The organism is Kitasatospora sp. NPDC127111 (genome assembly GCF_042677465.1).
GTDB lineage: Bacteria > Actinomycetota > Actinomycetes > Streptomycetales > Streptomycetaceae > Kitasatospora.
Genome location: NZ_JBHXTG010000023.1, coordinates 66,792 through 91,033, shown reverse-complemented (window position 1 = coordinate 91,033; position 24,242 = coordinate 66,792). Strand labels below are relative to the sequence as shown.

Below are 24,242 nucleotides of genomic sequence, written 5' to 3'. Positions count from 1 at the left end.
CTCGGAACTCGTCGGGGAACTCGCCGGAAAAATAGTTTGCGCGCCGTACCGGGAGCGCAATAGCCTGCCGGAGCGGTCAAGGGGACGAGATCGCACGGGTTCACGCCTGTGTCATGTTCTCCTGCGCCCGAAAGCTTGATCCTGCAACACCAGCTTCACCAGCTTCACCGAGACAGACATCCGAACAGTTCGGAGCCGGGGGAACCGGGCTCCGCGAGACGCCGAGAGGAGGCGAAGACAGTGGGAACCATCATGATCACCAAAATGACTGGCCAGACCGTTGTCGCTGCCTCCCTGCGCGCCGCCCGCCTGCGGGCTCTCGCCGCCGTTGGCGGAACCGGTCTGGGTCTCGACGCCACCGGTGTCACCGTCGTCCCCGCTTCCCTGGGCTCCGCTGTCAGTGGTCTTGGACACACTGATCTGTGCAGCACGGGCCTGCGGGGCGGCAACGGCAGCGAAGGCACCAGTGTCGAGACCGGTCTGTCCCGTGACTGGGCGTCGGTGGGCACGTCGCGCTCCCTGCGTGATGAGCGACCGACCCAGGCACCGAAGGCGGCCGTAGCCGCCGCCACGCATGGCGGCTATGCGCAGGTCATCGGTGCCGGAAACGCCCAGAAGCAGAACGAGCAGCAGATTAACCAGGCCATGGCCGTCTTTGTGGACGAGGCCAAGGCCGTCCGGATGCGGGCCTTCCGCGGGCCTGAACCCTGGAGAGAACGAACCTGAGGAAGCCTCAGGTCGGCACCTCCAGGGCCGCGGAACCCGTCACACCGGGATCCGCGGCCCTTCTGTTTTGTCCGGTACGCAAGACCACCCAGGCCCCCCGGGGCCTCCGGCCCAGCCCCACCAGTCAGCTGAGCCGGACCCACTGAGAAGACGAGGAAGACGCCCACAGTGTCCACGGTCATCACGCCGCCCATCCCGTCCGTACCGACGACAAGCCAGAACACCCAGGCCGACCAGGCCGACCCTCCGGAGGTATCCCAGATGCAGCTCACCTCGATCGACCAGGCCGAGGCGCTCGGTCTCCCCATCCCGTGCCGCGCCTTCGACCCCGAGGTCTTCTTCGCCGAGACGCCCGCCGACGTCGAGTACGCGAAGTCCCTCTGCGGCACCTGCCCGGTCAAGGAGGCCTGTCTGGCCGGGGCGCTCGAGCGGCGTGAGCCGTGGGGCGTCTGGGGCGGCGAGCTCTTCGTCCAGGGCGTCGTCGTGGCCCGCAAGCGGCCGCGTGGCCGTCCGCGCAAGACCGAGGTCGCGGCGTGAACCCCGCGTTCGGAGCCGAGGCCGTCCGCCGGGGAGAGCAGCCCCCGCTGGACAGCGCCCTCCGCCGCTCCGTGCGAATCGCCGCCGCCAAGGCCGACGCAGCCCGCACCGTCCACTTCCCCACGACGCACCACGAGCAGGACCACCACATGACCGCCGCCGCCATCGACCCGACCGTCCGCGCCGAGCAGACCACCGAACTCCAGATCCAGAACAGGACCCTCGAAATGCAACTCCTCCACGAATCCCTGGCCCGGGCCCATATGCAAGAGCGCCTCCAGGAGGCTGAGCACGAACAGCTCGTCTCCCGGGTCGTCCGGGCCAAGCGGCTCAAGCAGAAGGCCGAGCGGGCCTCGCTGCGGGCCCGCAAGGCCCTCGCCGTCGCGCTGATGTAGCCGCCGGCCCCCAGGAGCAACACCCCCGTCGTGCCGCAGGCCGCCCCCCGAACCGGGGAGCGGCCTGCGGCCGTTGGCGCGCGGTCGGTCAGCGCTCGCCGACCGGCCCGCGCTTCCGCGCCCGCGCGGGCTGCTCCGCGAACTCCGGCAGCCAGCGCAGCATCTCCGCCCGGAACGGCGCGTTCGCCCCCAGCTGGCAGAGCACGCCGATGGTGCTCAGGGTGACCCGGTGGATCAGCAGGTACGCGGGCGGCAGGTTCAGCTGCTTGCCCAGGTTGTACGCGGGCGAGCGCGGATCGGCGATCCGGGCGGCCTGCGCCCGCATCCAGGCCCGGGTGAAGTGGAAGGTGTCCACGGTGGCCGGCTCGATGATCGGCAGCAGGTAGTCCAGCACCGCGTCCGGGTCCAGCTCGATCGAGGGCTTGACGAAGCCCTCCTCGCGCAGCATCTCCAGCACGCCCGCCGCGTCGCCGGCCAGTGCCATCCGCAGCGAGGCCCCGATCGGCGCGGGCAGCCCGCCCGGCAGCCGGTCGACGGTGCCGAAGTCCAGCACGCCGAGCCGCCAGCCGTCCGCCGGCCCGTCGTCCTTCAGCAGCCGGAAGTTGCCCGGGTGCGGGTCGGCGTGCAGCAGTCCGGTCCGCGACGGGCCCGCGAACAGGAACCGCGCCAGCAGGTGCCCGGCCCGGTCGCGCTCCTCCTGGGTCCCGTCCGAGATCACCTCGGCCAGCGGGGTGCCGCCCATCCACTCGGTGACCAGCACCTGGTCCGCCTGCGCCACCACACCGGGCACCACGATGTCCGGGTCGCCCGCGAACTCCTCGGCGTGCCGGCGCTGCGCCTGCGCCTCCAGCTCGTAGTCCAGCTCCTCGGACACCCGCTCGCGCAGCTCGGTGATCAGCGGCTTGATGTCGAGGCCGGGGATGAGCGGGCCGACCAGCCAGGCCACCCGGCTCAGCTGGGAGAGGTCCGCCAGCAGCGCGTCACCCGCGCCCGGGTACTGGACCTTGACCGCGACCTCGCGGCCGTCGTGCCAGACCGCCCGGTGCACCTGGCCGATCGACGCGGCGGCGGCCGGCCGGTCGTCGAACTCCTGGAACAGCTCGCGCCAGCCCTTGCCCAGCCGCTCGGCGAGCGCCGCGTGCACCTTGGCCGCGGGCATCGGGGGAGCGGCGTCCTGCAGCTTGGTCAGCGCCGCCCGGTAGGGCCCGGCGACCTCCTCCGGCAGTGCGGCCTCGAAGACGGACAGCACCTGCCCGAACTTCATCGCCCCGCCCTTGAGTTCGCCCAGGACCTTGAACAGCTGGTCCGCGGTGGCCTGCTGCAGCTCGGCCGTCACCACCTCGGCCGACCGCCCCCCGATCCGCTTGCCCAGCCCGAGGGTGGCCCGGCCCGCGATCCCCAGCGGCAGGGCGGCGAGTCGTGCCGTGCGGGTCACTGCCTTGCGCGGAAGATCGCTCACCCGGGTCTCCAATTCCCACGCCCCCGGCAACCCCGCCGTCGGGGGCCGGTCGTCATGACGCCATTGTGCCCGCTCCCCACCCCGGCCCCGGCCGCATTTCCGGACCCACCGCGGGGCGGTCCGCCCCACCCCTCACCGTGTGACGCGGATCACGCGGAATTGGGCGGGTGGGAGCGATGAGTTTTCGGTGCGGCGCCGGTCTGTAGTGCGTAAGTCCGAAGCGGCAGAGAGAAACGAGCACCCCATGCGCATCGTGATCAGCGAGTTCATCAGCCTGGACGGCGTCGTGCAGGCGCCCGGCGGCCCCCAGGAGGACACCGACGGCGGCTTCGCCCACGGCGGTTGGACCCACCCGTTCTTCGACCCGGAGGTGATGGGCGGCGTGATCGGCGAGGCGATGGCCAGCACCGAGGCGCTGCTGTTCGGCCGCCGGACCTGGCAGACGATGGCGGGGGCGTGGCCCGAGCGCGCGGGTGACCCGTTCGCCGACCAGATGAACGCCATCCGCAAGTACGTGGTGACCGGAACGCTCGCCGACTCCGAGCTGACCTGGAACAACACCACCCGCATCCCCGGCGGTGAGGCCGTGGACCGCATCCGCGAGCTGCGGGCGGCCGACGGTGGCGACCTGTCGGTCATGGGCAGCCCCACCCTCGTGCGCACCCTGCTCGCCGAGGGGCTGGTCGACGAGCTCCGCCTCATGATCATGCCGGTCCTCCTCGGCGGCGGAAAGACGATCTTCCCGGCCGACGGCGCCCTCCGCACGCTGGAGCTCGTCTCGACGGTCACCAGCAAGACCGGCGTCACCATCTGCACCTACCGTCCGGCGGCCACCGCCTGACCGCGGGGCCGCCCGGCCGGCACCCGGCTCCCTCACCCCGGCGGCATCGGCTGCCACAGGCACCCGCAGTCCGGGTGCCCCCGCAACCGGAGTCGCCGGGTCATGCCGTCCGAGGCCGAGACCTCGCACCACCCGTCCACGCTGGGCGGCCGCACGTCGTCCAGGTGGAGCTGCGCGTGGAGGGCCGCGAGGCCGGCGACCGCCGTGGCCAGGGCGGTGTCGCAGGCCGGGGTGCGGGCCCGGCCGGGGCCCTCCTCGGCGATCTGGGCGAGCAGGCGCGGCCAGACCGCGTCCTCGTCCTCCCGCGCGAGCACCAGGCAGTGGCCGCAGGCCGAGACGCCGGGCACCACCAGCGGCCCGACCACGCCGAGCTCCTCGACCACGCCGACGTACAGGTGGGGGATGCCGCCGCGCAGCAGCTGCTTGGCCGCGTACGTGCCGCCGGCGAAGGCGCCGCTGCCGTCCCGGGGCGCCAGCACCACCAGGTCGGGTGGCCGCCGGTCCGGCGCGCGGCGGGTGCGCGGCGCCGGGCGCCGCCCGCGGACGCGGTGGACGGCTTCGCGGGCCGCGGTGGCGCGCAGCCGCCCGATGTCGGACGGCGGCAGCCCGGCGGGGGAGCAGTCCCCCGGTCCGACCCGGCCGGCGTCCGCCACGGTGACGGTGCCCGTGCCGCCCGCGGCGAGCACGGCGGCGACCGCCGCCCCGATGCGGCCGGCACCCCGGACCTCGACCCGCTGTCCGGCCCGCCGGGCGAGGACGGCGGGGCCGGCGCCGGGGCCGGAGTGGACCAGGGAGAGCGAGGCGAGGTCGGGTTCGAGCTGGTCGCGGTGCGGCTGGGGGAAGCGGGCGAGCGCTTCGCGGGTGGCGTCGGCGTCGTCGAGCAGCCCGGTCCGTTCCAGTGTGTCGAGCAGTGCCTCGGTCGGCTCGCGGCCGAGGCCGGTCCGCTCGGCGGCGGCCAGCAGCGCGGGCCGGTCGCGCGTGCCGTCGATCAGTCCGAGGAAGTCGCGCAGGGGTCGGTCCACGTGTTCCAGCACTCCGGCGTAGCGCCGCACGGTGCCGAACTGCAGGGTCTCGGAGTCCCGCCAGCTGCGGGAGAGGGCGGGCTTCAGCAGGAGGCGCACGGCGGATTCCTTCCGATCGTTTCCGGACGGCCGACGGCAGCATGCCCGATCGGCCCGGCACCGTGCCGCGCGTTGTCCACAGGCACGGCCTCATGATCAGATGATCTGTTCGCATGCCCTGTGGATAACCCGTCGTCCGACCGGGGGTCGGATTCCGGACACCTCGTGTCGGCCTTTCGTTCCCGATCACTCCACGAAAGATTTCGGCCACGGCAGCGGACTTCTGTCAGTGGTACCGGGTAACGTCGTGTGCCATGGCAGCCGAACGGGACTCCCATCCCCCGGCGTCGCGTCGGCGTGCCCGTGCAGCGTCAGGGTCGCAGGTGGCGGCGCCGAGCACGCGCGGGCGCCCGGATCGGCGGCCGACTCCCCCGGAGGCGCCGCAGCCCGCTCCGCGCGCGGAGAACCCCGCGGACGGTCACGGCGAGAAGTCGCACCCCGACCGCTCCCGGGTCGAGGTCCGCCGCAGTGCCCGGCGCAGCCGCACGGTCTCCGCGTACCGCGAGGGCGACCGCACCATCGTGCTGATCCCGGCCCGGATGTCGCACGCCGAGGAGCAGCGCTGGGTCGCCCAGATGCTGGAGAAGCTGGCCGCCCAGGAGAGCAGGCGGGTGCTGGGCGACGACGCGCTGGCCGCCCGGGCCCGTGAGCTGTCGGCCGCCTACCTGGGCGACCGGGCCCGGCCGGCCCAGGTCCGCTGGGTCACCAACCAGAACTCGCGCTGGGGCTCCTGCACCCCCAGTGAACGGACGATCCGGCTCTCGCACCGCCTCCAGGGCATGCCGGAGTACGTCGTCGACTACGTTCTGCTGCACGAGCTGGCCCATCTGCTGGTGCCGGACCACGGCCCCTCGTTCTGGGCGCTGCTGGAGGCCTACCCCCGCACCGAGCGGGCCCGCGGTTACCTGGAGGGCGTGGTCTCGGCGGCCCGGCTGCCGCACATCCCCGGCGCCCGGCACGCGGACGGGGCGCCGGAGCCCGACCCGGCCGGCTCCTGCGGCTGAGCGCCGCAGCACCGGAACGGCCCGCCGCCCGAGGCCGAGCACCGCACACTGAGCACCGCACACTGAGCACCGAACGCTGAGCAGCGAACGCTGACCGCGGGGGCACCGAACGCGAGGCACCGAACACGAAGGAGGGGGCGCGGACCATCAGGCCCGCGCCCCCTCCTCATGTCGTCACACCGACTCCGGCCTCAGCCGGTCAGCTCCCGGGCCCGCGCCACCAGGTCGCGCACCGAGTGGTCGGTCAGCTCGGGCAGGCGGTCGTAGTCGAACCAGCGCAGGTCCAGCGACTCCTCGCTGATCAGCGCCCGCGCGCCGGGCGGGGCCACCGCGATGTACTGGACGTCCAGATGGGTGTTCTCCGGCCGGTCCTTGCCCGTGCAGCGGACCTGGTGCCGGTCCAGCTTGGCGGGCACCGGCAGGCCGTCGACGGTGAACAGGGCGAGGTCCGGGATGCCGGACTCCTCGGTGGCCTCGCGCAGCGCGGCGGCGGCCAGGTCGCGGTCGCCCGGCTCGCAGTGGCCGCCCATCTGCAGCCACCTGCCCACCTTGGGGTGCAGGGTGAGCAGCACCCGCCCGGCGGCCGGGTCGACGACGGCCGCGCTGGCGGTGATGTGGGCGGGCAGGCAGGACCGGAACAGGCCCTCGGGCTGCTCGGCCAGGTGCTCCAGGTAGTCGCGGCGCAGCTGTTCCTGGTCCGGGTCGACGGGCTGCCAGCGGCTCAGGGTGCGGACCGCGTCCGCGTGCAGGGCGGACGCGCCCGTCTCGGTGAGCGTCATGCGGTGGGCTCGCCCTTCCCGTCCTCGTCGTCCTTCTTCGTCAGGTCGGGCTTCGTCAGGTCGGGCTTCGTCAGGTCGGGCCCGGACCCGCCCGCGGCCGCCTCGCCGAGCAGCTTGTCGAGCGCGTCGAAGTCGATGCCGCCCTCCAGGTCGCCGGCGGTGTCCCGGTGCACGAAGGCGTCCGGGTCGTCCAGGTCGGCGGCGGTGGGGAGCATGTCGGGGTGCTGCCAGAGGTCGTCGCGGCCCTCGACGCCGCGGGCGTCGGCGAGCAGCGCCCAGAGCCGGGCGGCGTCGCGCAGCCGGCGCGGGCGCAGCTCCAGGCCGACCAGGGTGGCGAAGGTCTGCTCGGCGGGCCCGCCGGCCGCGCGGCGGCGGCGGACGGTCTCGCGCAGGGCGCCCGCCTGCGGCAGGTGCGGCTCGGCGGCGGCGTGCACGACGGCGTCGACCCAGCCCTCGACCAGCGCGAGCGCGGTCTCCAGGCGGGCGAGCGCGGCCTTCTGCTCGGGGGTGTCCTCGGGCTGGAGCAGGCCGCCGGCCAGCGCCTCCTGGAGCGCCTCGGGGTTGCCCGGGTCGAGCTGGCCGACCAGCTCCTCCATCCGGGAGGTGTCGACCTTGATGCCGCGCGCGTAGGCCTCGACGGCGCCGAACAGGTGGGCGCGCAGCCACGGCACGTGGGCGAAGAGCCGCTGGTGGGCGGCCTCGCGCAGGGCGAGGTAGAGCCGGACCTCGTCGGCGGGCACGTTCAGGCCCTCGCCGAACTCGGCGATGTTCTGCGGCAGCAGCGCGGCCTTGCCGGCCGGGGCGAGCGGCAGGCCGACGTCGGTGGAGCCGACCACCTCGGCGGCGAGCGCGCCGAGCGCCTGGCCGATCTGGGTGCCGAACATGGCGCCGCCCATCGAGCGCATCATGCCCATCAGCGGGCCGGCCATGGCCTGCATCTCCTCGGGCAGGACGCCGCCCATGGCGTTGCCGACCCGCTCGGCGACCGGGTCGACCAGGTCCTTCCAGACCGGGAGGGTGGCCTCGATCCACTCGGCCCGGCTCCAGGCGACGGCGGTGCCCGCGCCGGAGGGGAACTCGGTGACGCCGTCCAGCCAGAGGTCGGCGAGCCGGACGGCCTCGGCGACGGCCGAGCGCTCGGCCGCGCCGACCGAGCGGTCCTTGCTCTTGCCCTCGGCGGGCTCGGCGACCACGGTCTGGCGGGCGATGTCCTTGGCGAGGTCCCAGTTCACCGGGCCGCCCTCGAAGGAGAGCATCTGCCCGAGCTGCTGGAAGGCGGCGCCGAGGTCGTTGGGGTTGAGGCCGCCGAACATCGCGGCGAAGGGGTTGTCGGCCCCGCCGGGCGCCCCCGGGCCGCCGGGCATCCCCATGCCGAACAGCGCGCCGAGCGGGTTGCCGGCGAAGCCGAACGGCTGCGGGCCGCCCTGCTCCTTCTTCTGCTCGTCGCCGGGCGTGCCCTTGGCGTCCTCGGGCTTGGCCTTGCCGTCCTCGGGCTCCTCTGGCGGAACGCCGAATCCGAAGGGAAGGTCGCTCACGGGGTCCTCGATCCGGTCGGCCGTCATGCGGGTGGTGGCGGGAAAGGCTGCACGCCCGGGGCGGTCGGCGGAGTGGGGGACTCGCGGCCGGTGGGCGGCTCCCGCGCGGCTGGCCCGCGCCGGGTGCACCGCCGGGCCTTCGCCTCGGGCAGGATGGACGTACGTGACACACGTACGTACGCACATAAGCTAACCGTGGAGGATGGCCGGTGAGTTCCCCGCCTTCGGACGTTCGCTCTGGGCTGACCGGAGGAGAGGACGCCCCGGACATCACGGCGTCGCCGCCTCCAGCCTACGGCGGCAGGCCGCTGACCGTGGCCGTCACGGGCGCCGCGGGCGTGCTCGGCGAGCGGGTCGCGGCCCGCCTGGTGGCCTCGCCCGGGGTGAAGAAGGTCCTCGCGGTGGACGACCGCCGCGGCGAGGTGCCGGGCGTGCAGTGGCGCGTCCTGGACGTCCGGGACCCCGCGGTGGCCGAGCGGCTGGCCGGGGTGGACGTGGTGGTGCACCTGGCGATGGACCTCGGCATGGAGTCCGACCCGCGCGCCCGCAGCGCCTACAACGTGCGCGGCGCGCAGACCGTGCTGACCGCGGCCGCCGCGGCCGGCGTGCACCGGGTGGTGCTCTGCACCTCGGCGATGGTCTACGGCGCGCTGGCCGACAACGAGGTGCCGCTGGCGGAGGACTCCGAGCTGCGGGCCACCGAGGAGGCCTCGCTGGTCGGGGACCTGCTGGAGATCGAGCGGCTGGCCCGGCGGGCCCCGCGCGCCCACCCGGGGCTGCAGGTGACGGTGCTGCGTCCGGCCGTGGTGGTCGGGCCGGGCGTCGACACCGTGCTGACCCGGCACTTCGAGGCGCCCCGGCTGCTGGTGGTGGCCGGCTCCCGGCCGTGCTGGCAGTTCTGCCACGTGGACGACCTGGCGGCGGCGCTGGAGTACGCGGCGCTGGGCCTGGTCGAGGGCGAGGTGACGGTCGGCTGCGACGGCTGGCTGGAGCAGGAGGACGTGGAGCGGCTGTCGGGGATCCGGCGGATGGAGCTGCCGGCCTCGCTGGCGCTGGGCACCGCGGCCCGGCTGCACCGGCTCGGTCTGACCCCGGCCCCGGCCGGGGACCTCGCCTACACGATGTACCCGTGGGTGGTCTCCGGCAGCCGGCTGCACGAGGCGGGCTGGCGGCCCGCGTACACCAACGAGCAGGTGCTGGCGGAGCTGCTGGCGCAGGTCTCCGGCAAGCACGCGGTGGCCGGCCGGCGGCTGGGCGGCAAGGAGGCCGCGACGAGCCTGGGCGCGGCCGGTGCGACGGTGGCGCTGGTGGGTACGGCGGCGCTGGTCCGGCGGGCCCGCAAGCGGCGCCGCTTCTAGCGCCGCCTCCGGGCGGGACCTGCCGGGACGGTCCGCCGGGGAGGCCCTCCCGGCGGACGCCCAAGAACCAGCGAGGGCGCGTTTCTCACGATGCGAAATTCCGCAATCGTGATGCGGAAGCCCCTGCCCGAAACCACCCGGGATGGGGAATCATGGGGTCATGTCCGAGAACCACGACGCCATCCGCCTGCTCGCCATCCGCGACACCCCGCTCTCGCTCGACGAGGTGTACGAGGCGGTCGGCGACGACGCGGCCGGCGGTACGACCGTCTTCGTCGGGACGGTCCGTGACCACGACGGCGGCAAGTCCGTCGCCGCGCTGGAGTACAGCTGCCACCCCACCGCCGAGCAGGAGATGCGCCGGATCGCCGAGAAGATCGTCGCGGACTTCCCGGTCCGCGCGCTCGCGGCGGTCCACCGGATCGGCCGGCTGGAGATCACCGACAAGGCCGTGATCGTCGCCGTCTCCTGCGCCCACCGCGGGGAGGCCTTCGCGGCCGCCCGCCGGCTGATCGACGACCTCAAGCACGAGGTGCCGATCTGGAAGCACCAGGTCTTCTCCGACGGTGAGGAGGAGTGGGTCGGCGCCGGCAACTGCTGACCTGCTACAACACTGCTGACACGCAGGCGCGCCGGACCCTCACCCGAACGGGTGTGGGCCGGTGCGCCGAATACTCCCTGGCAGTGAGCCGATCGGCCCTCCCGTAACCCGGATGGCGCCACCTGCGTTGTCCGCCGGGGTGGTTAATCTGCTCATAGACACGACGAGCTGGGAGTACTGACATGGCTGCGCTCGCCTGGTTGATCATTCCGGTTGTCGCCGCTCTGCTCGCGACCGTCTGGGCCGGCTGGGCCCAGCGGGCACCGAAGGCCACGGGGGACCCCGCTTCGCTCGCCGAACACCGGCGCTTCATGGCCGCGATGGAACGCACCACCGCCGGCACCGCACCGCGCGAGGGCTCCGGCCGGTAGCCCGGGGGGCACGCCGTCGGCCGCGTCCCGTACTGTCGAGGCATGCCACGCCGCTCTGCGACGATGCTCGCCGCCACCCTGCTGCTCATAGCGCTGCTCTGCGTCTCGGTGCTGATGAAGGTGCCGTACACGGAGATGAGCCCGGGGCCGACGTACAACACGCTCGGCGTGCAGGGGAAGACGGGGCAGCCGGTGATCACCATCACCGGCCACGAGTCGTACCCCACCAGCGGCCACCTCAACATGACGACCGTCCAGGTCACCGGCGCCCGGTACGAGCCGAGCCTGGTGAACGCGGTGCTCGGCTGGCTCCGGGGCGACGTCCTGGTGGTGCCGCACGACAACGTGTACCCGCAGGGGCAGAGCGACGCGGACGCCAAGAAGCAGAACGCCGAGGAGTTCGCGCTCTCCGAGGACCACGCGCGGACGGCGGCGCTCACCCAGCTCGGCATCCCGATCGGCAGCGAGCTGATCATCCAGTCGGTCACCGCCGGCGCCCCGGCGGAGGGCCGGCTGCACGCCGGCGACCGGATCATCGCGGTGGACGGCACCCCGGTCGGCGACGCGGACGCGGTCGCCAAGGCGGTCACCAAGCACCAGCCCGGCGAATCGGTGGTCTTCAGCGTGGTCCCGATGGCCAAGGACGCCGGCGGCAAGGCCGATCCGACGGCGGCCAGGACCGACATCACCGTCCCGACCGTGAAGTCCCCGGACACCGGCTCGGCGATGGTCGGCATCCGGCCCGGGGTCCGGCACACCTACCCGTTCCAGATCGACATCGGCCTGCAGGACGTCGGCGGGCCGAGCGCCGGGCTGATGTTCTCGCTCGGCATCATCGACAAGCTCACGCCCGGGGACCTCACCGGCGGCAAGTTCGTCGCGGGCACCGGCACCATCGACGACGCCGGCAAGGTCGGCCCGATCGGCGGGATATCGATGAAGCTGATCGCCGCCCGGGACGCCGGCGCCGAGTACTTCTTCACCCCGGCGGCCAACTGCGCCGAGGCGAGCAAGGACACCCCGTCCGGGCTGACCCTGGTCAAGGCCGAGACGCTGGACGGCGCGCTGAAGTCGCTGGAGCAGATCCGCTCCGGGCAGACCTCCGCGCTGCCGTCCTGCGCCAAGTAGCCGGGCACGAGCAAGCCGGGCACGGCCTCCAGTCGGGCGGGCCGGGCCTTCAGCCGGGCCGGTGGCCGGGCGGACGCCTAGGAGAAGGTCGCCAGCAGCGCGTCGGTCAGGCCCGGGACGAGGTCGGGGCCGGTCAGCACCTCGCGCGCGGAGTCCTTGGAACGCAGCCGCAGCGCGATCTCCTTCTTGCCGTCGCGCAGCACGGCGGCGGTGATCCGCACCTCCTCGCGCTTGGGGTGGTTGGCCACCCACTCGGCGAGCTGGGCGTCGGTCGCGTTGCGCGGGCGGGACTGCTCGGCGCCGGGCGGCAGCATCAGCCGCTCGACGACCAGGGCGCAGCCGGCCACCGCGTCGGGCCAGGCGATGGTGCCGAGGAACTTGTCCAGCTCCATGCCGGCCGGCAGTTCGTCCTGCTCGACGGGGGTGAGGCCGGGCTCGTCGCTCTCGCCGAGACCGAGCTGCTCGGCGATCCGGGGGTCGGCCTTGCGCAGCGCGGCGCTGTCCACCAGGGCGAACAGCCGGGCCGGGAGGTCCCAGCCGAGGGTGGCGGCGTACTCGTCGATCTCCAGGGCGGCCCGGGTCAGCGGGGTCGCGGCCGGGAGCTTGGAGACGTCGTCGGGGGAATGGGAGACATCGGACATGCCTCAATCCTCACACGCCGGGGGGCCGGGACGGCGCCACCGCGGTCGCGGGGCGGTGCGCCGGGGCCGGGGAGGGCCGGAGTAACCGTCTGCTAACGGTGGGAACTCGGCCGAAGCCTGGTTTAGTTGCACTGACGACCGACCGATTCCAGACGACACAGCCGAGGTGCCACCGTGGTGTTCCAGATGCCCGAACGCTCAGGGCCGGGTTTCCGGCGCAGGGTAGGCCCGCCCTCCCGGCGCGCGCGGGTGGCCCTGCTGACCCTGGGTGTGCTCGCGGTGCTGTTCCTGCTGTTCGTCATGTTCGCGGGGTTCTGGACGGACTGGCTCTGGTTCAAGTCGGTCCACTACTCCTCGGTGTTCACCACCCAGCTGTGGACGAAGATCGGCCTGTTCGCGGTCTTCGGCCTGCTGATGACGGTGGTCGTCGGCTTCAACATCTGGCTGGCGCACCGGCTCCGGCCGCCGCTGTCGGCGATGTCGGTCGAGCAGCAGAGCCTGGACCGCTACCGGGCCGGGCTGGCGCCGTTCAAGCGCTGGGCGCTGATCGGGATCTCGCTGGTGATCGGCCTGGTGGCCGGCGCGGCGGCGTCGGGCCAGTGGCGGACCTGGCTGCTGTGGACCAACGGGACGTCGTTCGGCGTCAAGGACGCGCAGTTCGGCATGGACGTCTCGTTCTACGCCTTCGAGCTGCCGTTCTACGAGTTCCTGCTCGGCTTCGCGTTCAGCGCGGTGATCGTCTCGCTGCTGACCTCGGTGCTGGTCCACTACCTGTACGGGGGCCTGCGGCTGCAGGGCCCGGGCCGCCGGGCCAGTGCCGGCGCGCAGGGCCACCTGGCGGTGCTGCTCGGCGTGTTCGTGCTGCTCAAGGCGGCGGCGTACTGGCTGGACCGGTACGCGCTGGCGGTGAAGACCGGCTCGTACAAGGGCGTCAGCGGCTGGACCGGGCTGCGCTACGTGGACGCCAACGCGTTCCTGCCGGCCAAGACCATCCTGTTCTTCGTCGCGATCATCTGCGCGGTGCTGTTCTTCCTGACCCCGGTCCGCCGCACCTGGGCCCCGGCGCTGATCGGCCTCGGGCTGATGGTGCTGTCGGCGGTGCTGATCGGCGGGGTGTACCCGGCGATCGTGCAGCAGTTCCAGGTCAAGCCGAACGAGCAGGCCAAGGAGACGCCGTACATCCAGAAGAACATCGACGCGACGCGGCAGGCGTACGGGATCGCGGACAGCGAGGTCACCCCGTACGAGCCGGCGAACGCGACCAACGCGGACGCGCTGAAGCCGGACGCCCAGACCATCACCGACATCCGGCTGCTGGACCCGAACGTGGTCGGCCCGACCTTCCAGCAGAACGAGGCGCTGCGGAAGTACTACGCCTTCCCGAAGTCGCTGGACGTGGACCGCTACGGCGCCCAGGACACCGTGCTGGGCGTGCGCGAGCTGGACCTCAACGGCATCCAGCGGAACTGGATCAACGACCACTTCAACTACACCCACGGCTACGGCGTGATCGCGGCCAAGGGCAACCAGGTCGACGCCAACGGCAACCCGGTCTACACCGAGTCCGCGCTGCCGACCAAGGGCGCGTTCGGCCCGTACCAGCAGCGGGTCTACTACGGCGAGAAGACCACGACGTACTCGATCGTCGGCGGCGGCTACCAGGACATCGACTACACCGCCGAGAACGGCACCCCGGTGCACTTCTCCTACGACGGCGGCAGCGGCGTCGCGCTGGGCAACCCGCTCACCCGGGCCGCGTACGCGGTGAAGTTCGCCGAGCCGCAGATCCTCTACTCCAGCGCGATCAAGGACGGCGCGAAGATCATCTACGACCGCACCCCCAAGGAGCGGGTCGAGAAGGTCGCGCCGTGGCTGTCGATCGACGCCGACCCGTACCCGGTGGTGCAGGCGGGCCCCAACGGCCAGCCCGGCAAGGTGGTCTGGGTGCTGGACGGCTACACCACCTCGGACGGCTACCCGTTCTCGTCGAAGACGACGCTCGGGGACGTCACCAAGGACTCGCTGACCAACCAGCGCGGTGAGCTGCTGACCGCCGCCAACCAGGTCAACTACATCCGCAACTCGGTCAAGGCCACCGTGGACGCGTACACCGGCGAGGTGACGCTCTACCAGTGGGACGAGAACGACCCGGTGCTGAAGACCTGGATGAAGGCGTTCCCGGGCACCGTCAAGGCGAAGGCCGAGATCCCGGACACGCTGATGCCGCACCTGCGGTACCCGCAGGACATGTTCAAGGTGCAGCGCGACCTGCTCGCCGAGTACCACATGACCGACGCCGGCGGCTTCTTCAACGGCACCGACATCTGGCAGGTGCCGGCGGACCCGACCACCAACTCCAACGAGGTCCAGCCGCCGTACTACCTGACGGTCCGGATGCCCGAGGCCAAGGCCGCGAGCTTCTCGCTCACCACCAGCTTCGCGCCGAGCGGGCGGGACAACCTGGCCGCCTTCATGTCGGTCAGCGCCGATCCGGGCCCGGACTACGGGAAGATCCGGATCGCCAAGATGCCGACCGGCTCCGGGGCGCTCGGGCCCAAGCAGGTGCAGGCGAAGTTCAACTCGGACCCGTCGGTCGCCAACCAGCTCACCCTGCTGAAGACCGGCACCGACTCCGACATCGAGTACGGCAACCTGCTGACCCTGCCGGTCGGCGGCGGCCTGCTCAACGTCGAACCGGTCTACCTGACCGGCCGCAGCGCCAAGGTGCCCGTGCTGAAGAGGGTGCTGGCGACCTACGGCAACGAGAACGCGGTGGTCGCGGTCGAGGACAACCTGGAGAAGGCCCTGGCCAAGGTCCTCGGCGGCGCGGTGACCGGCGCACCGGTCACGCCGACGGCGCCCGGCACCACGCCGACCGCCCCGACCACGCCCACGACTCCGACCACGCCCACGAACCCGGCCACGCCCACGAACCCGGCCACCCCGGCGCCGGGCGTCACCGTCACGCCCGAGCTGCAGAAGGCGATCGCGGACGTGCTGAAGGCCCAGGCCGACGTCGACAACGCGGCCAAGGCGGGCGACTGGGTGGCCCTCGGCCAGGCGCAGAAGGCCCTGAGCGAGGCGGCCAAGGCGCTGGCCGCGGCCCAGCAGAAGGCCGGCCTCGCCCCGGCGGCCACCCCGGCGCCGACGGGCACGCCGGCCGCCTCGCCCACCGCCGCACCGACGGGGTCGCCCACCGCGAGCCCCTGAGCAGCGTGAACGGATTCCCGTTCCACCTCGCACCCGTGCTATGGTTGAGAAACCGACGCGGGGTGGAGCAGCTCGGTAGCTCGCTGGGCTCATAACCCAGAGGTCGCAGGTTCAAATCCTGTCCCCGCTACTCAGTGGCCCAGAGGCCCGGAGGATCATCCTCCGGGCCTCTGGCGTTTTCCCCCGGGGGGTCGTGGGCCCGCTCCGGTACTATCGACCGTCGCCAAGGACGCCGGCAGCGGGGTTTGTGGGGCCGAAGTGTCGGGAAATCGACAAAGCGCCGAAGCAATTTCGTCGGCTTCGGGTCCGCCCCGCCGAAATCGGCCGGGGCAGGTGTACGCGGGTAGCGGGTGATGCGACGATGGGACACATGGGGGATGGTGCGCGGCTGCTGACCGGCCGTCGGATCCGGCACGTCCCCCGGTGGTCTTTCCGGCCGCGGGCCGGGGGCGGGTGCCGCGACACTCTGGGGGAGCGGGAGTCGGCATGAGGCTGATCGGCAGGAGCGGGCCCGGCGCCAAGCCCGCGGCGACCACCGAGGCGGACACCGATGCCTGGGCGGAGAGCCCGGAGAACCACCCCGGCGCACTGCCGGCCCAGCGCACCAGCGGCCTGACCGAGCGCCGGCCCGGAGGCTACGGCCCCGACAGCCTGGTGCACGTCTCCGCCCGCCAGTTCTCCGCCGCCATCGGCCCGTACGGCGCCATGACCGAGCCCGCCGACGGGGACGACGACCGCGGCCCGGCGGCCTACGACGACGGCGGTTTCGACCCGGCCAGCTTCGAGACCGCCCTCGCCGCCCGCGAGCAGGCCGCCCTGGAGTCCCGGCACCGGCAGGCCGCCGACGACGGCGACCCCGAGGCCGCCAGCCGGCTCGGCACCCTGCTATTGCGCCGCGGCGACCTGGAGGACGCCGAGCCGTACCTGCGCAGCGCCGCCGCCGCCGGGCTGCGCGCCGCCGCCAACAACCTCGGGGTGCTGCTGCACCAGCAGGGCCACCGGGCCGAGGCCGCCCAGTGGTGGCGGCAGGCCGCGGTGGCCGGCAGCGCCCCCGCAGCGCACGCGCTCGGACTCCAGCTCCGCGACCAGGGCGAGGAGGAGGCCGCCGAGTACTGGCTGCACTTCGCCGCCGACCACGGCCACCCGCTCGGCGCCTACGCGCTGGGCGACCTGATGGAGCACCGGCGGGACGTGCGCGCCGAGCGCTGGTTCAAGGTGTCCGCCGACGCCGGGCACCGGGAGGCCGCCTACCGGCTGGCCCGGATGCGCGAGGCCGCCGGCGACAAGGAGACCGCCGAGGCCTGGTACCGGATCGCGGCCGCCCGCAGCCACGCCCGGGCGGCGCTGCGCCTCGGCGTGCTGCTGGAGGAGCGGTGCGGCACCGACCAGGCGCTGCTGGACGAGGCCGCCCGCTGGTACCGGCAGTCCGCGCAGAACGGCGAGCCGCGGGCCGCCTGCGCACTGGGCTTCCTGCTGCGCGACTCCGGGGACCTCACCGCCGCCGCCGAGTGGTGGCAGGAGGCCGCCGAGGCCGGTGACGGCAACGCCGCCAACGCCCTGGGCGCGCTGCACGCCTCCCGCGGCGAGTGCGCCGAGGCCGAGCGCTGGTACCGCAGCGCGCTGGACGCCGGCGACCAGAACGGCGCCTTCAACCTGGGCCTGCTCTGCGCCGGCGCCGGCCGCGACCAGCAGGCCGAACAGTGGTACCGCCGCGCCGCGTACGCCGGGCACCGGGAGGCCTGCAACGCGCTGGCCGTGGTGCTGCTCCAGCGCGGGGACGAGTCCGGCGCCGAGCCGTGGTTCTCCAAGGCCGCCGAGGCCGGCAGCGTGGACGGCGCCTTCAACCTGGGCGTCCTGCACGCCGGGCGCGGCGAGCAGCGGCAGGCGCAGGAGTGGTACGCGCGCGCCGCCGCCGAGGGGCACGGCGAGGCGGCGCTCCAGCTGGCGGTGGCGCAGGAGCAGCGCGGCAACCTCGCGGGGGCGCTGGAGCGCTACCGGCAGGCGGCCGCGGGCGGTTCGGCGGAGGGCGCGTTCCGGCTGGCCTCGGTGCTGGACCGGCGCGGCGACGCCGACGAGGAGGCCGAGCACTGGTACGCGGTGGCGGCGGACGCCGGTCACCGGCGCGCGCAGGTACGGATGGGCGTGCGGGCGGCGGAGCGCGGGGCGCTGGAGATCGCGGAGAGCTGGTACCGGCGGGCAGCCGAGGCGGGCAGCCGCAGTGCGGCGTTCAACCTCGGGCTGCTGCTGGCCCGGCAGGACAGCGAGGCCGAGGCGATGCTCTGGTACACCCGGGCCGCCGACGCGGGCCACGGCCGGGCGGCGCTGCGGCTCGCGCTGCTGGCGCTGCGCCGGGGTGAGCCGGTGCAGGCGGAGAACTGGTGCCGGCGGGCCGCCGACTACGGCCCGGCCGAGGTCGCGGAGCGGGCCGGGCGGCTGCTGGGCGCGCTGCACGCGGAGCTGAGCGCGTAGTCCCGCGGCCGGCGCGGGCGTGCCGGCGGGTGCGTTCCGCCGCGCGTGCCGTGGGGCGGGTGTCCCGAGGCGTGGCGTGGCCGTGACGGGGGGTCAGGGTCTGTTGGCGCAGTCCGGACAGAGGCCGCGGTAGGTGATCTCGGCGCCGGAGACGGTGAAGCCGAACCGCTCGGAGGCGGGCAGCGCGGCCAGCGGGTCGCCCTGCGGGTGGACGTCGCGGATCGCACCGCAGCCCGAGCAGACCAGGTGCTGGTGGGCGTGGTGCGCGTTGGGGTCGTAGCGCTTGGCCCGGCCGTCGGTGGCGACCTCCAGGACCTCGCCGAGGCCGACCAGCTCGCCGAGCGTGTTGTAGACCGTGGCGCGGCTGATCTCGGGCAGGCGCTCCACGGCGCGGGCGTGCACCTCGTCGGCGGTGAGGTGGACGTGTTGCCCGTCCAGGACCTCGGCCACGACCCGGCGCTGCGAGGTCAGCCGCCACCCACGTCCGCGAAGTCGTTCCAGCAGGTCACTCATGGGGACAGGGTAAGTGAAGCTCCGAGATTGGTTCCAGTGTTGACTTAGACAAAGTCCAAGTTAGGATCGAGTCTGTCACGACCGGATCACGCGGAGGCACCCTCTTATGACTACCCAGGACGAGCTGCGCCCCACCCTCACCACGGAGGCGGGTGCCCCCGTCGCCGACAACCAGAACACCGAGACCGCCGGTGTCGGCGGTCCGGCGCTGATCCAGGACCAGCTGCTGTTCGAGAAGCTCGCGCACTTCAACCGCGAGCGCATCCCGGAGCGCGTCGTGCACGCCCGCGGCGCGGCGGCGTACGGCACCTTCACGGTGACCGCCGACGTCACCCCCTACACCCGGGCGAAGTTCCTCTCCGAGGTCGGCAAGCAGACCGAGACCTTCCTGCGGTTCTCCACCGTGGCCGGCAACCTCGGCTCCGCCGACGCCGTCCGCGACCCGCGCGGCTTCGCGCTGAAGTTCTACACCGAGGACGGCAACTACGACCTCGTCGGCAACAACACCCCGGTGTTCTTCATCAAGGACGCCATCAAGTTCCCGGACTTCATCCACACCCAGAAGCGGGACCCGTACACCGGCTCGCAGGAGGCGGACAACGTCTGGGACTTCTGGGGCCTGTCGCCCGAGTCGACCCACCAGGTGACCTGGCTGTTCGGCGACCGCGGCATCCCGGCCTCCTACCGCCACCTCAACGGCTACGGCTCGCACACCTACCAGTGGCAGAACGAGGCCGGCGAGTACTTCTGGGTCAAGTACCACTTCAAGACCGACCAGGGCATCAAGAACCTCACCCAGGACGAGGCCAACAAGCTCGCCGGCGAGGACCCGGACAGCCACCAGCGCGACCTGCGCGAGGCGATCGAGCGCGGCGAGTTCCCGACCTGGACGGTGCAGGTCCAGATCATGCCGGCGGCGGACGCGGCGAACTACCGCTTCAACCCGTTCGACCTGACCAAGGTCTGGCCGCACGCGGACTACCCGCCGATCGAGATCGGCAAGCTGGAGCTGAACCGCAACCCCGACAACGTCTTCGCCGAGGTCGAGCAGTCGATCTTCTCCCCGGCGCACTTCGTGCCCGGCATCGGCCCGTCCCCGGACAAGATGCTGCAGGGCCGCCTGTTCGCGTACGCGGACGCCCACCGCTACCGCGTCGGCATCAACGCCGACCACCTGCCGGTGAACCGCCCGCACGCCACCGAGGCGCGCACCAACAGCCGTGACGGCCACCTGTACGACGGCCGGCACGGCCGCCAGAAGAACTACGAGCCGAACAGCTTCGGCGGCCCGGTGCAGACCGGCCGTCCGCTCTGGGCGGCCACCCCGGTCACCGGCGCCACCGGCAACCACGAGGCGCCCTCGCACGCCGAGGACAACGACTTCGTGCAGGCCGGCAACCTGTACCGGCTGTTCAGCGAGGACGAGAAGCAGCGGCTGATCGCCAACCTGGCCGGCTTCATCGCCAAGGTCTCGGCGGACCGCGAGGACATCGTCGAGCGGGCGATCGAGAACTTCCGCAAGGCCGACGCCGACTACGGCCGGCGCCTGGAGGCGGCGGTGCGGGAGCTGCGCAAGCAGCAGTAGCGGTACCCCCTGAGCAGCGGGCCCGGTGACCGGAGAAGACTGGTCACCGGGCCCGCACCAGTGACCCGTCCGCTCGCCTCCGAGCCGGAGGGGCGTTCACCCGCCCTCGCCCCCGGAGCTGCCGGGGCGGGCGGGCTCAGACGCTCAGGCGGCGGAGGGCCTCCTCGTGGAGCAGGCCGTTGGAGGCGACGGCGTCGGCGCCGCCCGGGCCGGGGACGCCGTCCAGGCCGGTGAAGCGGCCGCCGGCCTCCTCGACGATGACGCAGTTCGCCGCCATGTCCCAGAGCGACAGCTCGGGCTCGGCGGCGATGTCCACCGCGCCCTCGGCGACCATCATGTACGACCAGAAGTCGCCGTAGGCACGGGTGCGCCAGCAGGCGCGGGTGAGGTCCAGGAACGGGTCGAGCCGGCCGCGCTCCTCCCAGCCGGAGAGCGAGGAGTACGAGAACGAGGCGTCCTCGATCCGGGAGACGCCGGAGACGTGGATCCGGCTGGCCTTGGCCAGGCTGCGGCCGGCGAAGGCGCCGAGGTCCTTGGCCGCCCACCAGCGGCGGTTCAGCGCGGGCGCGGAGACGATGCCGACCACCGGGCGCTCGACGCCGTCCGGGCCGTCCTCGAGCAGGGCGATCAGGGTGGCCCAGACCGGGACGCCGCGGATGTAGTTCTTGGTGCCGTCGATCGGGTCGATCACCCAGCGGCGCGGGCCGGAGCCCTGCAGGCCGAACTCCTCGCCGAGCACCGCGTCGCGCGGCCGGGCGCGCTGCAGCACCCCGCGCACCAGCTCCTCGGCGGCCTTGTCGGCGTCGCTGACGGGGGTGAGGTCGGGCTTGGTCTCGATCTTCAGGTCGAGCGCCCGGAAGCGCTCCAGGGTGACCGAGTCGGCCGAGTCGGCGAGGACGTGGGCGAGTCGGAGGTCGTCGTGGTAGTCGGCCATGGCCAAGACCCTAGCGAGCGTGCTCCGATCGGGACAGTCGGGCTCGCGGAGCGGGACGGGTCAATCGGACCGGAGCGGCCCGGAGGCGAACGGGCGCCGGGGAGCGGGCGGTCAGTGGGCCGAGCCGCTCAGCTGGAGGCCGATCACCCCGGCGATCACCAGGGAGATCGACACCAGCTTGAGCACCGAGGTGGCCTCGTCGAGGAAGAGCATCCCGTAGATCGCGGTGCCGGCCGCGCCGATGCCGGTCCAGACCGCGTACGCGGGGCCGACCGGCAGGCTCTTCAGGGAGAGGGTGAGCAGTCCGAAGCTGCTGAGGGCGAAGACGCAGAAGCTGATGGTGGGCCAGAGCTTGGTGAAGCCGTCGCTGAGCTTGAGGTTGATCGCGAAGCCGGTCTCCAGGAAGCCGGCCAGGATCACCAGGGCCCATGCCATCGCGTGCTCTCCCTGTCGATCGAGCGGTCGGGCCGCGGTCCGGCCCGACTTTCCTATGATCACCAGGCTGAGCCGCTCCGACACCTCGAACGCGCGACAACGGGCGGGCCCGACCGCCGTCAGTCGCCCTCGCGGGTCTCCTTGCTGGCCAGCAGCCGGCGCAGCGAGTACAGCCGCGCCTGCTCGGCGTGGCCGTCCGCGACCCAGGCGTCCAGCGCGCAGTCCGGCTCGTCGTGGCTGCACGCGCGCGGGCAGTCGACGGTGCCCGGCTCCAGGTCGGGGAAGGCGTGGATGACCCGGGACGGGTCGATGTGCGAGAGGCCGAAGGAGCGGAACCCCGGGGTGTCGATCACCCAGCCGGGGTCGAGCGCCTTCTTCGAGCCCGGCTTGACGCCCGGGGGCGGCGGCAGCCGCAGCGCCAGCGCCGAGACGGTGGTGTGCCGGCCGCGCCCGGTCACCGCGTTGACGCGCCCGGTCTGCCGCTGGCGGTCCGGCACCAGGGCGTTGACCAGGGTGGTCTTGCCCACGCCGGAGTGACCGATGAACACCGTCGAGCGGCCGCGCAGGTGCTCGCGGACCGCCTCGGCGCCGGCGGTGGCCAGCTCGTCCCGGCTGGTCACCACGTAGGCGATGCCGAGCGGGGCGTAGGCCTCCAGCAGCGGCGCGGCCGGGGCCAGGTCGGACTTGGTGAGCACCAGCAGCGGCTCCATGCCGGCGTCGTACGCGGCCACCAGGCAGCGGTCGATCAGCCGGGGCCGGGGCTCCGGGTCGGCCAGCGCGGTGACGATGGCGAGCTGCTCGGCGTTGGCGACGACGATCCGCTCGTACGGGTCGTCGTCGTCCGCGGTGCGCCGCAGGACGGAGCTGCGCTCCTCCACCCGGACGATCCGGGCCAGCGTGTCGGCGTCCCCGGAGAGGTCGCCGACGATGCTGACGACGTCGCCCACGACGACGCCCTTGCGGCCCAGTTCACGGGCCTTCATGGCGACGATCTCGCGTTCCTGCTTGGTCCCGGCGTCGACCAGGCAGGTCAGCCGGCCGCGGTCGACGGTGAGCACCATCGCCTCGGCCGCGTCCTCGTGCTTGGGGCGGATCCGGGTCCGCGGCCGGGAGCCCCGGCGCGCGGGGCGGTTGCGGATGTCGTCCTCGTCGGCGTCCTTGCCGTAGCGGCGCATGTGCCCAGTCTCCCGCTCAGCCGCCCGCCACCGCTCCGGTGAGCAGCTCGTCCCACATCCTGGGGAAGTCCGGCAGGGTCTTGGCCGTGGTGGCCACGTTCTCCACCTGGACGCCCGCGACCGCCAGGCCGATCACGGCGGCGGCGGTGGCCAGGCGGTGGTCCTCGTAGGTGTGGAAGACGCCGCCGTGCAGCGTGCGCGGGCGGATCCGCAGGCCGTCCTCGGTCTCGGTGACGTCGCCGCCCAGGTCGTTGATCTCCTTGGCGAGCGCGGCGAGCCGGTCCGTCTCGTGCAGCCGCAGGTGGGCGATGCCGTAGAGGTGGGACTCGGAGTCGGCCAGCGCGGCGACGGCGGCGATCACCGGGGTGAGCTCGCCGACGTCGTGCAGGTCCGCCTCGATGCCGTGGATCCGGCCGGTGCCGGTGAACTGCAGGCCCTCGTCGGTGAACGCGCAGGCCCCGCCCATCCGCGTGTAGATGTCGCGCAGCTGGTCGCCGGGCTGGGTGGTGTGCTTCGGCCAGTCGCGGACGGTGACCCGGCCGCCGGTGACCAGCGCGGCGGCGAAGAACGGCGCGGCGTTGGAGAGGTCCGGCTCGACCACCATGTCGCGGCCGATCAGGGCGCCGGGGGTGACCCGCCAGACGTCCTTCTCGCCGCCGTCCTCGGGCGCGTCGACCTGGACGCCGGCCAGCCGCAGCATCTCGACCGTCATCCGGATGTGCGGCAGCGAGGGCACCGGGCCGCCGACGTGGCGGACCTCGACGCCCTGGTTGTAGCGGGCGCCGGAGAGCAGCAGGGCGGAGACGAACTGCGAGGAGGACGAGGCGTCCAGCTCGACCGGGCCGCCGTCCAGCGCGCCGGTGCCGTGCACGGTGAGCGGGAAGGCGCCGCGGCCGCCGTCGTCGATCCGGGCGCCGAGCGCGCGCAGCGCGTTGATCACGCCGTGCTGGGGGCGCTCGTAGCTGCGCGGGTCGCCGTCGAAGTGCACCGGGCCGTCGGCGAGGACGGCGAGCGGGGGGAGGAAGCGCATGACCGTTCCGGCGTTGCCCACGTCGATCGAGGCCGGGCCGCGCAGCGCGGGCGCGGGGATGACCCGCCAGGCCTCACCGCCGCCGGTGCCGCCGGTGTCGTTGTTGACCTGCTCCTCGATGCCGACCCCCAGGGCGCGCAGGCCGTCGGCCATCAGCTGCGAGTCGCGGCTGCGCAGCGGGCGCCGCACCCAGCCGGGCTCGTCGGCGAGCGCCGCCAGCACCAGGGCCCGGTTGGTGACCGACTTGGAGCCGGGGATGGTGACGGTGGCGTCAACGGGGGTGGTCGCGACGGGGGCGGGCCACAGGGTCTCGGTCATGCAGCAAGTTTAGGGGCCGTACGGGAACTGTCTCCGCCGGTGGCCGGATGGCGGGACGGGGGAGGTCCGGCGGAGAT

General features: G+C 73.2%; 22 protein-coding genes and 1 tRNA gene. 13 read left to right on the top strand and 10 right to left on the bottom strand.

Annotated elements, in window-relative coordinates; translation table 11 throughout:
- Positions 1-240 precede the first annotated feature (240 nt).
- The 3 genes from ACFVHB_RS16840 to ACFVHB_RS16830 all read left to right on the top strand — a co-directional run bounded on the left by ACFVHB_RS16840 (position 241) and on the right by ACFVHB_RS16830 (position 1,658).
- Entirely contained in the window at positions 241-726 is a 486-nt protein-coding gene (locus ACFVHB_RS16840; RefSeq protein WP_380321782.1) for a hypothetical protein, read from the top strand.
- A 168-nt stretch (positions 727-894) separates the two neighbouring features.
- Entirely contained in the window at positions 895-1,263 is a 369-nt protein-coding gene (locus ACFVHB_RS16835) for a WhiB family transcriptional regulator (RefSeq protein ID WP_380321779.1), read from the top strand.
- Positions 1,260-1,658 carry a hypothetical protein gene (locus ACFVHB_RS16830; RefSeq protein ID WP_380321777.1) on the top strand — a complete coding sequence of 133 codons (399 nt, stop codon included), beginning with the start codon at positions 1,260-1,262 and terminating at the stop codon, positions 1,656-1,658. The genes ACFVHB_RS16835 and ACFVHB_RS16830 overlap by 4 nt, the downstream gene beginning before the upstream one ends.
- An 88-nt stretch (positions 1,659-1,746) precedes the next feature.
- Here the strand turns inward: ACFVHB_RS16830 and ACFVHB_RS16825 are convergent, their stop codons facing one another.
- Positions 1,747-3,117, bottom strand: a complete 1,371-nt coding sequence (locus tag ACFVHB_RS16825; protein WP_380321774.1) for an ABC1 kinase family protein — start codon at positions 3,115-3,117, stop codon at positions 1,747-1,749.
- A 244-nt stretch (positions 3,118-3,361) separates the two neighbouring features.
- On the opposite strand from ACFVHB_RS16825, the gene ACFVHB_RS16820 reads away from it, so the two are divergent.
- Positions 3,362-3,958, top strand: coding sequence for a dihydrofolate reductase family protein (locus ACFVHB_RS16820; RefSeq protein WP_380321771.1), 597 nt, complete (start codon positions 3,362-3,364; stop codon positions 3,956-3,958).
- A 32-nt stretch (positions 3,959-3,990) separates the two neighbouring features.
- Here the strand turns inward: ACFVHB_RS16820 and ACFVHB_RS16815 are convergent, their stop codons facing one another.
- Positions 3,991-5,079: a ThiF family adenylyltransferase gene (locus ACFVHB_RS16815; protein WP_380321768.1), complete on the bottom strand. Its 1,089-nt coding sequence runs from the start codon at positions 5,077-5,079 to the stop codon at positions 3,991-3,993.
- Positions 5,080-5,402: 323 nt separating this feature from the next.
- On the opposite strand from ACFVHB_RS16815, the gene ACFVHB_RS16810 reads away from it, so the two are divergent.
- Positions 5,403-6,083, top strand: coding sequence for a M48 family metallopeptidase (locus tag ACFVHB_RS16810; RefSeq protein ID WP_380321765.1), 681 nt, complete (start codon positions 5,403-5,405; stop codon positions 6,081-6,083).
- Between the two features lie 191 nt (positions 6,084-6,274).
- Here the strand turns inward: ACFVHB_RS16810 and ACFVHB_RS16805 are convergent, their stop codons facing one another.
- Entirely contained in the window at positions 6,275-6,862 is a 588-nt protein-coding gene (locus ACFVHB_RS16805) for an NUDIX hydrolase (protein WP_380321762.1), read from the bottom strand.
- Positions 6,859-8,397, bottom strand: a complete 1,539-nt coding sequence (locus tag ACFVHB_RS16800) for a zinc-dependent metalloprotease (protein ID WP_380321759.1) — start codon at positions 8,395-8,397, stop codon at positions 6,859-6,861. The genes ACFVHB_RS16805 and ACFVHB_RS16800 overlap by 4 nt, the downstream gene beginning before the upstream one ends.
- 209 nt (positions 8,398-8,606) lie before the next feature.
- Between ACFVHB_RS16800 and ACFVHB_RS16795 the strand changes: the two genes are divergently transcribed.
- From ACFVHB_RS16795 to ACFVHB_RS16780, 4 genes are all read left to right on the top strand, one after another.
- A complete protein-coding gene (locus ACFVHB_RS16795) occupies positions 8,607-9,755 on the top strand; it encodes an NAD-dependent epimerase/dehydratase family protein (RefSeq protein WP_380321756.1) in 1,149 nt (382 codons plus the stop codon).
- Positions 9,756-9,915: 160 nt separating this feature from the next.
- A complete protein-coding gene (locus ACFVHB_RS16790) occupies positions 9,916-10,356 on the top strand; it encodes a molybdenum cofactor biosynthesis protein MoaE (protein ID WP_380321753.1) in 441 nt (146 codons plus the stop codon).
- Between the two features lie 182 nt (positions 10,357-10,538).
- Complete coding sequence (locus ACFVHB_RS16785) at positions 10,539-10,727, top strand: hypothetical protein (RefSeq protein ID WP_380321750.1); 189 nt, start codon at positions 10,539-10,541, stop codon at positions 10,725-10,727.
- A 42-nt stretch (positions 10,728-10,769) separates the two neighbouring features.
- Positions 10,770-11,855: a PDZ domain-containing protein gene (locus tag ACFVHB_RS16780; protein ID WP_380321747.1), complete on the top strand. Its 1,086-nt coding sequence runs from the start codon at positions 10,770-10,772 to the stop codon at positions 11,853-11,855.
- A gap of 77 nt (positions 11,856-11,932) precedes the next feature.
- Here the strand turns inward: ACFVHB_RS16780 and ACFVHB_RS16775 are convergent, their stop codons facing one another.
- Entirely contained in the window at positions 11,933-12,496 is a 564-nt protein-coding gene (locus ACFVHB_RS16775; RefSeq protein ID WP_380321744.1) for a PPA1309 family protein, read from the bottom strand.
- Between the two features lie 186 nt (positions 12,497-12,682).
- Between ACFVHB_RS16775 and ACFVHB_RS16770 the strand changes: the two genes are divergently transcribed.
- The 3 genes from ACFVHB_RS16770 (at position 12,683) to ACFVHB_RS16760 (ending at position 18,175) form a co-directional block, all read left to right on the top strand.
- Positions 12,683-15,706, top strand: a complete 3,024-nt coding sequence (locus ACFVHB_RS16770; RefSeq protein ID WP_380321741.1) for a UPF0182 family protein — start codon at positions 12,683-12,685, stop codon at positions 15,704-15,706.
- Between the two features lie 56 nt (positions 15,707-15,762).
- Positions 15,763-15,836, top strand: a tRNA-Met gene (locus tag ACFVHB_RS16765).
- Between the two features lie 575 nt (positions 15,837-16,411).
- A complete protein-coding gene (locus tag ACFVHB_RS16760; protein WP_380321821.1) occupies positions 16,412-18,175 on the top strand; it encodes a tetratricopeptide repeat protein in 1,764 nt (587 codons plus the stop codon).
- 93 nt (positions 18,176-18,268) lie between these two features.
- Here ACFVHB_RS16760 and ACFVHB_RS16755 read toward each other — a convergent pair whose 3' ends face one another.
- Positions 18,269-18,688: a Fur family transcriptional regulator gene (locus tag ACFVHB_RS16755; RefSeq protein WP_380321739.1), complete on the bottom strand. Its 420-nt coding sequence runs from the start codon at positions 18,686-18,688 to the stop codon at positions 18,269-18,271.
- 106 nt (positions 18,689-18,794) lie between these two features.
- Between ACFVHB_RS16755 and ACFVHB_RS16750 the strand changes: the two genes are divergently transcribed.
- Positions 18,795-20,273, top strand: a complete 1,479-nt coding sequence (locus tag ACFVHB_RS16750) for a catalase (protein ID WP_380321736.1) — start codon at positions 18,795-18,797, stop codon at positions 20,271-20,273.
- Positions 20,274-20,409: 136 nt separating this feature from the next.
- Here ACFVHB_RS16750 and hisN read toward each other — a convergent pair whose 3' ends face one another.
- The 4 genes from hisN to aroA form a co-directional block, all read right to left on the bottom strand.
- Positions 20,410-21,207, bottom strand: coding sequence for a histidinol-phosphatase (hisN, locus tag ACFVHB_RS16745; RefSeq protein WP_380321733.1), 798 nt, complete (start codon positions 21,205-21,207; stop codon positions 20,410-20,412).
- Positions 21,208-21,318: 111 nt separating this feature from the next.
- On the bottom strand, positions 21,319-21,642 hold the full coding sequence (locus ACFVHB_RS16740) for a DMT family transporter (RefSeq protein WP_380321730.1): 324 nt from the start codon (positions 21,640-21,642) through the stop codon (positions 21,319-21,321).
- A gap of 119 nt (positions 21,643-21,761) precedes the next feature.
- Positions 21,762-22,817, bottom strand: a complete 1,056-nt coding sequence (gene rsgA, locus ACFVHB_RS16735; protein ID WP_380321727.1) for a ribosome small subunit-dependent GTPase A — start codon at positions 22,815-22,817, stop codon at positions 21,762-21,764.
- A gap of 16 nt (positions 22,818-22,833) precedes the next feature.
- Positions 22,834-24,165: a 3-phosphoshikimate 1-carboxyvinyltransferase gene (aroA, locus tag ACFVHB_RS16730; RefSeq protein WP_380321724.1), complete on the bottom strand. Its 1,332-nt coding sequence runs from the start codon at positions 24,163-24,165 to the stop codon at positions 22,834-22,836.
- Between the last annotated feature and the right edge of the window lie 77 nt (positions 24,166-24,242).